Below are 11,810 nucleotides of genomic sequence, written 5' to 3'. Positions count from 1 at the left end.
GGATGGCGCTGGCCCTTTCTGTGACGCTCGCTCAGGCGGCCTGCGTGGGAACGGCTCCGTCCGCTCCTGCCGTGCGTGAGCCTGTGCGCGTCACCAACAACGGCCAGCCGTTCCAGATGTGGGAAGGCGCTCTGGCTCGCAAGGCGGCGGATGCGGCTTGCGGGGGCAAGGTCAACGTCTCGATCTATGACCGTTTCGACCGGGCGACCGGCGCATGGGTCTACCCGGAGGGTTGCGCATGACGAATGCCGTCATCCCCGGTCACAAACCGCTGATAACGCGGCTTTGTCATGGCATAGCAAGGGGGTTTGGCCCCATCTCCACGGCACGAGCAGCCAAGGAGGCCAACATGCTTCGCACCATCAAGACCATTGCCCTGACCCTTGCCGTCACCGCCACGCCCGCGCTGGCGCTGGTGCCGATCAACGAAGAGCCGGTGATCCGCGACAAGCTGTTGCAGGGCTTCATCGGCGACGCCATCGCCGACAATTGCCCGACGATGGAGGCCCGCAAGCTGCGCGCCCTGGGCGAGTTGAACAACCTGCGGGACTATGCCCTGAAGCAGGGCTACGAGGCGGGCGTCGTGCGGGAATTCGTCACCTCGAAGGAAGAGAAGAAGAAGTTCAAGGCCGAGGCTGCCGAATGGCTGAAGGCCAAGGGCGCCGAACCGGGCAACGAGGCGGCCTATTGCACGATCGGCGAGGAAGAGATCGCCAAGGACAGCCTGATCGGCTCGCTCTTGAGGTCGACGAAATGATCCACCCGCCCGGCATGCATCTCGCCGAGTTGAACGTGGGGCGCCTGTCGGTCCCCACCGACGACCGGCGCGGGGCAGGGCGGGCGGGTCACGGTCCCACCCCGGACGGGGTATCGGATCGGCTGGAAACACACAACGGAAGCGCAGGCGTGGCGGACCCACGGCGGCGCGCAAGGGACGGCGGAGCAAGGCCATGACCAACCTCAAGAAAATCAGCATCGACGGGATCGAGGTCGAGGTCGATGGCGCGATGACCATCATCCAGGCGGCGGAAGCGGCCGGCGTGGAGATCCCGCGTTTCTGCTACCATGAACGGCTGTCGATCGCCGGCAACTGCCGGATGTGTCTGGTCGAGGTGGTCGGTGGCCCGCCGAAACCCGCGGCAAGCTGCGCGATGCAGGTGCGCGACCTGCGGCCCGGCCCGAACGGCGAGGCGCCGGTGGTCAAGACCACCTCGCCGATGGTGAAGAAGGCGCGGGAAGGGGTGATGGAGTTCCTCCTGATCAACCACCCGCTCGACTGCCCGATCTGCGACCAGGGCGGCGAGTGTGATCTTCAGGATCAGGCGATGGCCTATGGCGTGGACTTCTCGCGGTATCGGGAACCGAAGCGGGCGTCGGAAGACCTGAACCTCGGCCCCTTGGTCGAGACGAAGATGACGCGCTGCATCTCCTGCACCCGCTGTGTGCGCTTCACGACCGAGGTCGCCGGGATCACCCAGATGGGGCAGACGGGGCGCGGGGAAGACAGCGAGATCACCAGCTATCTCAACATGACGCTGGATTCCAACCTGCAAGGCAACATCATCGACCTGTGTCCGGTGGGGGCGCTGACCTCGAAGCCCTATGCCTTTACGGCGCGGCCCTGGGAACTGACCAAGACCGAGTCGATCGACGTGATGGATGCCTTGGGGTCGAACATTCGCATCGACACCAAGGGCCGCGAAGTCATGCGCTTCCTGCCGCGCAACCATGACGGCGTGAACGAGGAGTGGATTTCGGACAAGACCCGCTTCGTCTGGGACGGGTTGCGGCGTCAGCGGCTCGACACGCCCTATGTCCGCGAAAATGGCAAGCTGCGGAAAGCCTCGTGGGGCGAGGCGCTGGAGAAGGCCGCCGCCGCGATGAAGGGCAAGAAGGTTGCCGGTCTGGTCGGCGATCTGGCCCCGGTCGAGGCCGCTTACAGTTTGAAAACGCTGGTTGAATCGCTGGGCGGCCATGTCGAGTGCCGCACCGACGGGGCGAAGCTTCCCGTCGGCAACCGCTCGGCCTATGTCGGCACGGCGCGGATCGAGGACATCGACACGGCGAAGGTGATCCTGCTGATCGGGACCAACCCGCGGGTTGAGGCTCCGGTCCTGAACGCCCGCATCCGCAAGGCCTGGACCAATGGCGCGATGATCGGGCTCTTCGGCGAAAAGGTCGACCTGACCTATGACTACAAGCACATGGGCACCGACCGCGCCGCGCTGGTGGAACTGGTGGGCCGGGTGACGGCCAAGGAAAACACGCTGGTCATCATCGGCCAGGGTGCGATCAACGAAGCCGATGGCGAGGCGGTGCTGAGCCAGGCGATGGCCTATGCGCAAGGCGCAGGCGCGAAGTTCATGGTGCTGCACACCGCGGCCGGCCGGGTCGGCGCGATGGATGTGGGCGCCGTGACCGAGGGCGGGCTGCCGAAGGCCACCGACGGCGCGCAGGTGATCTACAACCTGGGCGCGGACGAGGTCGAGATCAGCCGCGACGGGGCGGATGCGCCGTTCGTGATCTACCAGGGCAGCCACGGCGACCGGGGCGCGAACCGGGCCGACATCATCCTGCCGGGCGCGGCCTATACCGAAGAGAACGGGCTGTTCGTCAACACCGAGGGGCGGCCGCAGCTTGCCTTCCGCGCCGGGTTTGCCCCGGGTGAGGCGAAGGAAAACTGGGCGATCCTGCGGGCGCTGTCGGCGGAAGTCGGGGCGCAACTGCCGTGGGATTCGCTGGCAGCGCTGCGGTCGGCCATCGTCAAGGCGCACCCGCATCTGGGCCGCATCGACGAGGTGCCGGAGAATGCCTGGGCTCCGCTGGAGGCGAAGCTTCCGGCCAAGGCCACCTTCCGCAACGCGATCAAGGACTTCTACCTGACCAACCCGATTGCGCGCGCCTCGACTGTCATGGCCGAGCTTTCCGCCATGGCAAAGGCTCGTGCGGCGGCCCCGATTGCGGCGGAGTAAGATGACACAACGCCTCTCCCTGCTCGCCACCCTTGGCACCGCGACAGCGGCGCTGGGGGCTTGCGCGCCCGCCGGAGAGGTGCCAGAGGAGCGCGGTGAGACGGCGGTCTATCAGGGGGTCTCGACCATCCTGCTCGACACCGGGATGGTCAGCTTCAGCGTCGCGATGACGGGGGCGAAGGACCGGACGGATGTCGAGGCCTATGGCCGCTGCGCTGCCGCGCAATATGCGCTGGATCAAGGGTTTGGCTTCGCGCGGCAAGTGCGGACCATCGTGAGGAAGGAAGGGCGGACTTGGTACGGGGATGCGGTCTACCTCATCTCGGCCAGCCTGCCGGAAGGTCTTCGCACCATCGACGCCGAAGTGGTGGCGACCGAGTGCGAAGAGCTTGGAATACCAACGTCCTGAAACGGGCGGTTTGAAGAGGGGCTGACATGGACGGGTTCTTTTCCACGGGGTTCGGAACGGCGGTGCTGATCGCGGCGCAGTCGCTTCTGATCGTGGCCTTCGTGATGATCAGCCTCTTGTTCCTCGTCTACGGCGACCGGAAGATCTGGGCCGCCGTGCAGATGCGGCGCGGGCCGAACGTGGTGGGGCCGTTTGGGCTCCTGCAGTCAGTGGCGGATGCGCTGAAATATGTGGTCAAGGAAATCGTCGTCCCGGCGGGAGTGGACCGCCCGGTGTTCTTCCTTGCCCCCATGCTGTCCTTTGTCCTGGCGATCCTCGCCTGGGCGGTGATTCCGTTCGACAACGGCTGGGTGCTGGCCAACATCAACGTGGCGATCCTCTTCGTCTTCGCCGTGTCCTCGCTTGAGGTCTACGGCGTGATCATGGGCGGCTGGGCCTCGAACTCGAAATACGCCTTCCTCGGGTCCTTGCGGTCCGCCGCGCAGATGATCTCTTACGAGGTGTCGCTGGGCCTGATCATCATCGGGGTGATCATCTCCACCGGCGGCATGAGCTTTTCCTCCATCGTGCAGGCGCAGGAGGGCGACTGGGGCCTTTTCAACTGGTACTGGCTGCCGCACCTGCCGATGGTGGTCTTGTTCTTCGTCTCGGCACTGGCCGAAACCAACCGTCCGCCCTTCGACCTTCCGGAAGCCGAATCCGAACTCGTGGCCGGGTTCATGGTGGAATATTCCTCGACGCCCTACCTCCTCTTCATGGCCGGCGAATACATCGCCATCTTCCTGATGTGCGCGCTGATTTCGCTCCTGTTCTTCGGCGGCTGGCTCTCGCCCCTGCCGTTCCTGCCGGATGGCTGGTGGTGGATGGTCGCCAAGATGTGGCTCTTCTTCTTCATGTTCGCCATGGTGAAGGCCATCGTCCCCCGCTACCGCTACGACCAGCTGATGCGGATTGGCTGGAAGGTCTTCCTGCCCCTGTCGCTGGGCTGGGTGGTGATCGTGGCGTTCCTCGCGAAATTCGAAGTGCTGGGCGGCTTCTGGGCCCGCTGGGCGATTGGAGGCTGATGATGTCCAACATCGACTGGACCCGCGCCACGAAGTATTTCCTGCTGATGGACTTCATCAAGGGCTTCGGCCTGGGGATGAAATACTTCTTCGCGCCGAAATCGACGCTGAACTACCCGCATGAGAAGGGGCCGCTTTCCCCCCGCTTCCGCGGCGAGCATGCCCTGCGCCGCTATCCGAACGGCGAGGAACGCTGCATCGCCTGCAAGCTTTGCGAGGCGGTCTGCCCGGCGCAGGCGATCACCATCGACGCGGAGCCTCGGGAAGACGGGTCAAGGCGCACCACGCGCTATGACATCGACATGACCAAGTGCATCTACTGCGGCTTCTGCCAGGAGGCCTGCCCGGTCGATGCCATCGTCGAAGGCCCGAACTTCGAATTCTCGACCGAGACCCGGGAAGAGCTGTTCTACACCAAGGAGAAACTCCTGGAGAACGGCGCCCGCTGGGAGGCCGAGATCGCCCGCAACCTTGAAATCGACGCACCCTATCGGTGAACCCATGACCGAAGACTTCGCCAAGATGTTTTCCGCCTGGATGGAGCAGGGCCAGAAGATGGCCTCTGCCTTCATGCCGGGCATGGAAAATTTCGATCCGAAGTCCCTGGAAAAGTTCTTCCCGGCGATGCCGAAGGAACTCTTGGAGATGTGGTTCGGCAAGACCTTCAATCCGGAAGGGCTGGACGCGCGGACGAGGTTCCTCGTCACCATCGCGGCCTTGACGGTGCTGGGGCCGGTGGGCGAGCCGCAGCTGCGGATGACGATCAAGAACGGGCTGGCCGCCGGGGCCACCAAGCGCGAGGTCGCGGAAGTGATCTGGCAGATGTCGATGTTCGGCGGGGTGCCCGCCATGCAGAAGGCGCTGGAAGTGGCCCAGTCCGTCTTCGCCGAAACGCCTGAGGAGAAAGACGCATGACCGTCTTCAGCTTTGCCTTCTACATGTTCGCGGTGATCACGGTGGCGGCGGGCCTGATGGTCACGCTCTCGCGCAACCCGGTGCATTCGGTGCTGTGGCTGATCCTCGCCTTCCTCTCCACCTCCGGCCTCTTCGTGCTTCTGGGCGCGGAGTTCGTGGCGATGCTGCTGGTCATCGTCTACGTCGGCGCGGTGGCGGTGCTGTTCCTGTTCGTGGTGATGATGCTCGACATCGACTTCGCCGCGCTGAAGGGCGAGATGGCCCGCGCGATGCCGCTGGGCCTGCTGATCGGCGTGGTTCTGTTGATGCAGGTCGCCATCGGTGTGGGGGTCTGGCAGGTGGCCGACGGGGCGGAAGGGCTGCGGCAGGCGGTGGCCCCGACCGAGATCGAGAATACCCGCGCGCTGGGGATGCTGCTTTACGACCGCTATTTCCTGCTGTTCCAGCTGGCGGGCCTGATCCTGCTGGTCGCGATGATCGGGGCGATCCTGCTGACCCTGCGGCATCGGAAGGACATCAAGCGGCAGAACGTGCTGGCCCAGATGTGGCGCGACCCGGCGAAGGCGATGGAGCTGAAGGACGTCAAGCCGGGGCAGGGGCTGTGATGACCCCGCCCCGGACTTGATCCGGGGCCTCGGGTGGGAATAGAGGCCCCGGATCAAGTCCGGGGCGCGACGGAACGAAACGGCCGAACCGGCCACGAGGGACTGAACGATGATCGGACTTGAACATTACCTGACGGTGGCTGCGGCGCTGTTCGTCATCGGGATCTTCGGGATCTTCCTCAACCGGAAGAATGTGATCGTCATCCTGATGTCGATCGAACTGATGCTGCTGGCGGTCAACATCAACCTCGTCGCCTTCTCCTCATACTCGGGCGATCTGGTGGGCCAGGTCTTCACCATGTTCGTCCTGACCGTCGCCGCCGCCGAGGCCGCCATCGGCCTTGCCATCCTCGTCGTCTTCTTCCGCAACCGCGGCACCATCGAGGTGGAAGACGTGAACGTGATGAAGGGCTGATCCATGGCCGCCGTCGGGGACGTGAACCTGTTCGGGATGCGCGTCGTGGCCGTGAAGGGCCGGACGCTCGACCTTGAATGCCAGGCCTGCCGGACCTCCGGCGTGGCGATGGCAGAAGAATTCCAATCGACCCGCTGCGGCAGCACCCGCTGCGGCGCTACGCAAGGCAGGACCGAGTAATGGCAACGATCATCCTCTTCGCTCCGCTGATCGGGGCCCTGATCTGCGGCTTCGGCTGGCGGCTGATCGGCGAGAAGGCCGGGCAGGTGATCACCACCTCGCTCGTGTTCCTTGGCGCGGCGCTGAGCTGGTACATCTTCCTGACCTTCGACGGCGAGACGCAGCATGTTCCGATCCTCGACTGGATCGTGTCCGGGACGCTGCATACGGAATGGGCGATCCGGCTGGACCGGCTGACGGCGATCATGCTGGTGGTGGTGAACACGGTCTCGGCGCTCGTCCACCTCTACAGCTTCGGCTACATGGCGCATGACGAGAACTGGCACGAGGGCGAGCACTACAAGGCGCGCTTCTTCGCCTACCTGTCGTTCTTCACCTTCGCCATGCTGGCGCTGGTGACGTCCGACAACCTGGCGCAGATGTTCTTCGGCTGGGAGGGGGTGGGTGTCGCCTCATACCTCTTGATCGGCTTCTACTACCGCAAGCCCTCGGCCAACGCCGCCGCGATCAAGGCTTTCGTGGTCAACCGGGTCGGCGACTTCGGTTTCGCGCTTGGCATCTTCGCGCTTTACTACCTGACGGATTCGATCAAATTCGACGACGTCTTCGCCGCTGCCCCGACGCTTGCCGAGACCAACCTGTCCTTCCTCTGGGCCGACTGGAACGCCGCCAACCTGGTGGGCGTGCTTCTCTTCATCGGCGCGATGGGGAAATCGGCGCAGCTGATCCTGCACACCTGGCTGCCCGACGCGATGGAGGGCCCGACGCCGGTCTCGGCGCTGATCCACGCCGCGACGATGGTGACGGCGGGGGTGTTCCTGGTCTGCCGGATGTCGCCGCTCTATGAATATGCCCCGCAGGCGACGGCGTTCATCACTGTCCTTGGTGCGACGACCGCGTTCTTCGCGGCCACGGTCGGCCTGGTGCAGAACGACATCAAGCGCGTGATCGCCTATTCCACCTGCTCGCAACTGGGCTACATGTTCGTCGCCGCCGGGGTGGGGGTCTATTCCGTCGCCATGTTCCACCTCTTCACCCATGCCTTCTTCAAGGCGATGCTGTTCCTTGGGGCTGGGTCGGTCATCACCGCGACGCACCATGAACAGGACATGCGCAACTACGGCGGCCTGCGGAAGAAGATCCCCTACACGTTCTGGGCGATGATGATCGGTACGCTGGCGATCACCGGGGTCGGCATCCCGCTGACGCATTGGGGCTTTGCAGGCTTCCTGTCGAAGGACGCGGTCATCGAATCCGCCTGGGTCGGGTCGTCCTATGCCTTCTGGCTCCTGGTCGCGGCGGCCTGCATGACCAGCTTCTACTCCTGGCGCCTGATGTTCCTGACCTTCTTCGGGACCAGCCGGGCAAACGGGAACGGGCATGGTCATGGCCACGACGACCACCACGGTGCGGTGCATGACACCCACGGCCATGACGACCACGCCCATGAGCCGCACGAAAGCCCGCTGACCATGCTGATCCCGCTGGGAGTTCTGGCGCTGGGGGCGGTCTTCTCGGGGATGCTCTGGTACAAGGTGTTCTTCGGCGAGGAAGCCGCCGTCCGCGACTGGTTCGGCATGGAAGCCGCCGCCCACGCCGAGGCGCACGGCGAAACCGCCGCTGCCGAGCACGGGACCGAGGCCGCCCCTGCCGAGGGCACGACGGTGGCCACGGAAGCCGCACCCACCGAACCTGCCGCGACCGAAGCGGCCCCGGCGGAAGGCACGGCGGTTGCGACCGAAGGAACCGACGCGGCCCCGGCGGCAACTGGGACCGAGGCTGTCGCGACCGAGGCGGAAGCCGATGTCGAGCTGTCCAAGGACTTCGAGGCCGAAGTCGCCGCCGCGCCGAAAGGCGCCCTTCTGATGCTGCCGTTCAGCCCGGAAGAGCAGGCCCTGGTCGACACCCGCCTTGACGCCGAGAAGGCGGCCCACGCCGAACACCCGCCGACGACCGCGATCAACGCGGCGCATGAGGTGCCGGACTGGGTCAAGGTCTCGCCCTTCGTCGCCATGCTGATCGGGCTTGGCCTCGCCTGGCTCTTCTACATCAAGGACCCGAGCCTGCCGCGCCGCCTGGCCACGCAGCAGCGTCCGCTCTACCTGTTCCTTTTGAACAAGTGGTACTTCGATGAGCTGTATGACGTGATCTTCGTCCGCCCCGCGAAGTGGCTGGGCAACTTCCTGTGGAAGAAGGGCGACGGCGACGTCATCGACGGCACCTTGAACGGGGTGGCGATGGGGATCATCCCCTTCTTCACCCGCCTCGCAGGCCGCGCGCAGTCCGGCTACCTGTTCCACTACGCCTTCGCGATGGTGCTGGGGATCGTGGCCCTGGTCACCTGGATGACGCTGTTCGGCGGCGCGAAGTAAGGGGCGCGTAGACATGGAAAACCAGCTTCTCTCGATCATCACCTTCCTGCCGCTGGTTGCGGCGGCGATCCTTGCCTTGTTCATGCGGGGCGACGACGCGGCGGCGCGCAAGGGGGCGAAATGGCTTGCCCTTTTCACCACCTCGGCGACCTTCGTCATCTCGCTCTTCGTGCTGTTCCGCTTCGATCCGTCGAACACCGGTTTCCAGTTCGTCGAGGAACGCAGCTGGATCCTCGGCCTCAGCTACAAGATGGGCGTCGACGGAATCTCGATCCTGTTCGTGATGCTGACGACGTTCCTCATGCCCCTGACCATCTGGTCCTGCTGGGCGGTGGAAAGCCGTGTCAAGGAATACATGATCGCCTTCCTGGTGCTGGAAAGCCTGATGCTGGGCGTGTTCTGCGCGCTGGACCTCGTGCTCTTCTACCTGTTCTTCGAGGCGGGCCTGATCCCGATGTTCCTGATCATCGGCATCTGGGGCGGCAAGGACCGGATCTACGCGGCGTTCAAGTTCTTCCTTTATACCTTCCTCGGCTCGGTCCTGATGCTGGTCGCGATGATCGCGATGTATCTGGATGCGGGCACCACCGACATGGTCAAGCTCCTCGCGCATGACTTCGGGCATGAGACGTTCAGCCTTCTGGGCTTCCAGGTCGTCGGCGGCTTGCAGACCATGCTGTTCCTGGCCTTCTTCGCCAGCTTCGCGGTGAAGATGCCGATGTGGCCGGTGCACACCTGGCTGCCGGACGCCCACGTCCAGGCGCCGACGGCGGGGTCGGTGATCCTGGCGGCGGTGCTTCTGAAGATGGGCGGCTACGGCTTCCTGCGCTTTTCGCTGCCAATGTTCCCGGTCGGGTCCGAGGTCATGGGGCCCTTGGTCCTGTGGATGTCGGCCATCGCCATCGTCTACACCTCGCTTGTGGCGCTGGCGCAGACCGACATGAAGAAGCTGATCGCCTATTCGTCGGTCGCGCACATGGGTTACGTGACCATGGGGATCTTCGCGGCGAACCAGCAGGGCGTTGACGGCGCGATCTTCCAGATGCTGAGCCACGGCTTCATCTCCGGCGCGCTCTTCCTTGCCGTCGGCGTGATCTACGACCGGATGCACACGCGGGACATCGACGCCTATGGCGGCCTGGTGAACCGGATGCCTGCCTATGCGCTGGTGTTCATGTTCTTCACCATGGCCAACGTCGGCCTGCCCGGCACCAGCGGATTCGTCGGCGAATTCCTGACGCTGATGGGCATCTTCCAGGTCAACACCTGGGTTGCCGCCGTGGCGACCTCGGGCGTGATCCTCTCGGCGGCCTATGCTTTGTGGCTGTACCGCCGGGTCGTGTTCGGCGACCTGATCAAGGAAGCGCTGAAGTCGATCACCGACATGGACCGCCGCGAGAAGGCAATCTTCGCGCCGCTCATCGCCATGACGCTGATCCTGGGCATCTACCCGAGCCTTGTCACCGACATCGTCGGGCCCTCCGTCTCGGCCCTTGTCACCGACTACCATGCCGCCCAACCGGCGGACGGCCTGGCCCTGAACGAAGGAACCACGGAATGACCTCCGCCGATTTCCAGACCCTCCTCCCCGAGATCGTGCTGGCGGTCTATGCGATGCTGGCGCTGATCGGCGCAGTCTACACCGGCAAGGACAAGCTGGCAGCGACGCTCGTCTGGGCGACGGCGGGGCTGTTCGTGGCGCTGGCGCTGTACATCGGCCTTGGGGGCGCGGGGGAGCGGACGGTGTTCTCGGGCCTTTTCACCGACGACCCGTTCGCGCGCTTCGCCAAGGTGACGATCCTTCTGTCCGCCGCTGCCGTGCTGGTGATGAGCCAGGACTACATGACGCGGCGCGAGCTTCTGCGCTTCGAATACCCGATCCTGATCACGCTGGCGGTGGTCGGCATGATGGTCATGGTCTCGGCCGCCGACCTGATCACGCTCTACATGGGGCTGGAGCTGCAATCGCTGTCGCTCTACGTGGTCGCCTCGATGCGGCGCGACAGCGCCAAATCCTCGGAAGCGGGCCTGAAGTATTTTGTCCTCGGTGCGCTGTCCTCGGGCCTGCTGCTCTACGGTGCCTCGCTGGTCTACGGCTATGCCGGGACGACGCAGTTCGCGGGCATCCTGACCACGCTCAACGATGGCGTGCCGCTGGGGCTGCTGTTCGGGCTGGTGTTCATGCTGGCGGGGCTGGCGTTCAAGGTCTCGGCCGTGCCGTTCCACATGTGGACGCCCGACGTCTACGAAGGCTCGCCCACCCCCGTCACCGCCTTCTTCGCCACGGCCCCGAAGGTTGCCGCGATGGGGCTGATCGCGCGGCTGGTGCAGGATGCGTTCGGTGGCATCCCGGGCCAATGGGGCCAGGTGCTCGCGGGGTTGGCGGTCGCCTCGATGTTCCTTGGCGCGGTTGCTGCAATCGGCCAGCGCGACATCAAGCGGCTGATGGCTTACTCCTCCATCGCCCACATGGGCTATGCGCTGATTGGACTTTGCGTCGGCACCGCCTATGGGGTGCAGGCGACGCTGATCTACATGGCGATCTATGTGACCATGAACGTCGGCACCTTCGCCTTCATCCTGTCGATGGAACGCGACGGGCGTCCGGTTTCGGACATTGCGGGGCTGAACCAGTTCGCGAAGAAGGAACCGCTGAAGGCGCTGGCGATGCTGGTCCTCCTGTTCTCGCTGGCGGGCGTGCCGCCGATGGTCGGCTTCTTCGGGAAGTTCTATGTCCTGAAAGCTGCCGTCGATGCGGGCTGGGTCTGGCTTGCCGTCGCCGGGGCGGTGGCTTCGGTCATCGGCGCCTTCTATTACCTGCGCATCGTCTATTTCATGTACTTCGGCGCCGAGCAGGAGCCGGTCGACAGCCGCATGG

13 protein-coding genes are annotated in these 11,810 nt (G+C 64.7%); all 13 read left to right on the top strand.

The genetic code is table 11. The features are described from left to right. Positions 1–2: 2 nt before the first annotated feature. The gene (locus JNL31_RS17870; RefSeq protein ID WP_294976282.1) at positions 3–242 is read left to right on the top strand and encodes a hypothetical protein; all 240 of its coding nucleotides are present in this window, start codon (positions 3–5) and stop codon (positions 240–242) included. A 107-nt stretch (positions 243–349) separates the two neighbouring features. After that, positions 350–757, top strand: coding sequence for a DUF5333 domain-containing protein (locus JNL31_RS17865; RefSeq protein ID WP_294976279.1), 408 nt, complete (start codon positions 350–352; stop codon positions 755–757). Between the two features lie 193 nt (positions 758–950). Beyond that, complete coding sequence (gene nuoG / locus JNL31_RS17860; RefSeq protein WP_294976276.1) at positions 951–2,972, top strand: NADH-quinone oxidoreductase subunit NuoG; 2,022 nt, start codon at positions 951–953, stop codon at positions 2,970–2,972. A 1-nt stretch (position 2,973) separates the two neighbouring features. Beyond that, on the top strand, positions 2,974–3,381 hold the full coding sequence (locus JNL31_RS17855) for a hypothetical protein (RefSeq protein WP_294976274.1): 408 nt from the start codon (positions 2,974–2,976) through the stop codon (positions 3,379–3,381). Between the two features lie 26 nt (positions 3,382–3,407). Further along, positions 3,408–4,445, top strand: coding sequence for an NADH-quinone oxidoreductase subunit NuoH (gene nuoH / locus JNL31_RS17850; protein ID WP_294976271.1), 1,038 nt, complete (start codon positions 3,408–3,410; stop codon positions 4,443–4,445). 2 nt (positions 4,446–4,447) lie between these two features. Then, complete coding sequence (nuoI, locus tag JNL31_RS17845; RefSeq protein ID WP_294976268.1) at positions 4,448–4,942, top strand: NADH-quinone oxidoreductase subunit NuoI; 495 nt, start codon at positions 4,448–4,450, stop codon at positions 4,940–4,942. Positions 4,943–4,946: 4 nt separating this feature from the next. Then, positions 4,947–5,360 (top strand): carboxymuconolactone decarboxylase family protein, encoded by a 414-nt coding sequence (locus JNL31_RS17840; RefSeq protein ID WP_294976265.1) that lies wholly within the window; start codon positions 4,947–4,949, stop codon positions 5,358–5,360. Further along, positions 5,357–5,965, top strand: coding sequence for an NADH-quinone oxidoreductase subunit J (locus JNL31_RS17835; RefSeq protein WP_294976263.1), 609 nt, complete (start codon positions 5,357–5,359; stop codon positions 5,963–5,965). The genes JNL31_RS17840 and JNL31_RS17835 overlap by 4 nt, the downstream gene beginning before the upstream one ends. 109 nt (positions 5,966–6,074) lie before the next feature. After that, positions 6,075–6,380, top strand: a complete 306-nt coding sequence (gene nuoK / locus JNL31_RS17830; RefSeq protein ID WP_197642188.1) for an NADH-quinone oxidoreductase subunit NuoK — start codon at positions 6,075–6,077, stop codon at positions 6,378–6,380. Positions 6,381–6,383: 3 nt separating this feature from the next. Continuing rightward, positions 6,384–6,560: a hypothetical protein gene (locus JNL31_RS17825; protein WP_294976260.1), complete on the top strand. Its 177-nt coding sequence runs from the start codon at positions 6,384–6,386 to the stop codon at positions 6,558–6,560. After that, complete coding sequence (nuoL, locus tag JNL31_RS17820; RefSeq protein ID WP_294976257.1) at positions 6,560–8,932, top strand: NADH-quinone oxidoreductase subunit L; 2,373 nt, start codon at positions 6,560–6,562, stop codon at positions 8,930–8,932. The genes JNL31_RS17825 and nuoL overlap by 1 nt, the downstream gene beginning before the upstream one ends. Before the next feature lie 13 nt (positions 8,933–8,945). After that, on the top strand, positions 8,946–10,493 hold the full coding sequence (locus JNL31_RS17815) for an NADH-quinone oxidoreductase subunit M (protein ID WP_294976254.1): 1,548 nt from the start codon (positions 8,946–8,948) through the stop codon (positions 10,491–10,493). Beyond that, the coding region (nuoN, locus tag JNL31_RS17810; protein ID WP_294976253.1) for an NADH-quinone oxidoreductase subunit NuoN at positions 10,490–11,810 on the top strand (1,321 nt) is incomplete at its 3' end. The genes JNL31_RS17815 and nuoN, both read left to right, overlap by 4 nt.

The sequence above is a fragment of the Tabrizicola sp. genome (assembly GCF_016792905.1).
In the GTDB taxonomy this organism is placed as follows: Bacteria; Pseudomonadota; Alphaproteobacteria; order Rhodobacterales; family Rhodobacteraceae; genus Tabrizicola.
Note: the sequence above shows the minus strand (reverse complement) of the source record. Positions and strands in the feature narration are given on the sequence as shown.

Excerpts from the sequence above, each read along its gene's own strand:
- JNL31_RS17825 (WP_294976260.1), top strand. The coding sequence starts at position 6,384 with ATGGCCGCCGTCGGGGACGTGAACCTGTTCGGGATGCGCGTCGTGGCC.
- JNL31_RS17870 (WP_294976282.1), top strand. The coding sequence starts at position 3 with ATGGCGCTGGCCCTTTCTGTGACGCTCGCTCAGGCGGCCTGCGTGGGA.
- JNL31_RS17835 (WP_294976263.1), top strand. The coding sequence starts at position 5,357 with ATGACCGTCTTCAGCTTTGCCTTCTACATGTTCGCGGTGATCACGGTG.
- nuoK (WP_197642188.1), top strand. The coding sequence starts at position 6,075 with ATGATCGGACTTGAACATTACCTGACGGTGGCTGCGGCGCTGTTCGTC.
- JNL31_RS17865 (WP_294976279.1), top strand. The coding sequence starts at position 350 with ATGCTTCGCACCATCAAGACCATTGCCCTGACCCTTGCCGTCACCGCC.
- JNL31_RS17815 (WP_294976254.1), top strand. The coding sequence starts at position 8,946 with ATGGAAAACCAGCTTCTCTCGATCATCACCTTCCTGCCGCTGGTTGCG.
- JNL31_RS17840 (WP_294976265.1), top strand. The coding sequence starts at position 4,947 with ATGACCGAAGACTTCGCCAAGATGTTTTCCGCCTGGATGGAGCAGGGC.
- nuoL (WP_294976257.1), top strand. The coding sequence starts at position 6,560 with ATGGCAACGATCATCCTCTTCGCTCCGCTGATCGGGGCCCTGATCTGC.
- nuoG (WP_294976276.1), top strand. The coding sequence starts at position 951 with ATGACCAACCTCAAGAAAATCAGCATCGACGGGATCGAGGTCGAGGTC.
- JNL31_RS17855 (WP_294976274.1), top strand. The coding sequence starts at position 2,974 with ATGACACAACGCCTCTCCCTGCTCGCCACCCTTGGCACCGCGACAGCG.
- nuoH (WP_294976271.1), top strand. The coding sequence starts at position 3,408 with ATGGACGGGTTCTTTTCCACGGGGTTCGGAACGGCGGTGCTGATCGCG.
- nuoI (WP_294976268.1), top strand. The coding sequence starts at position 4,448 with ATGTCCAACATCGACTGGACCCGCGCCACGAAGTATTTCCTGCTGATG.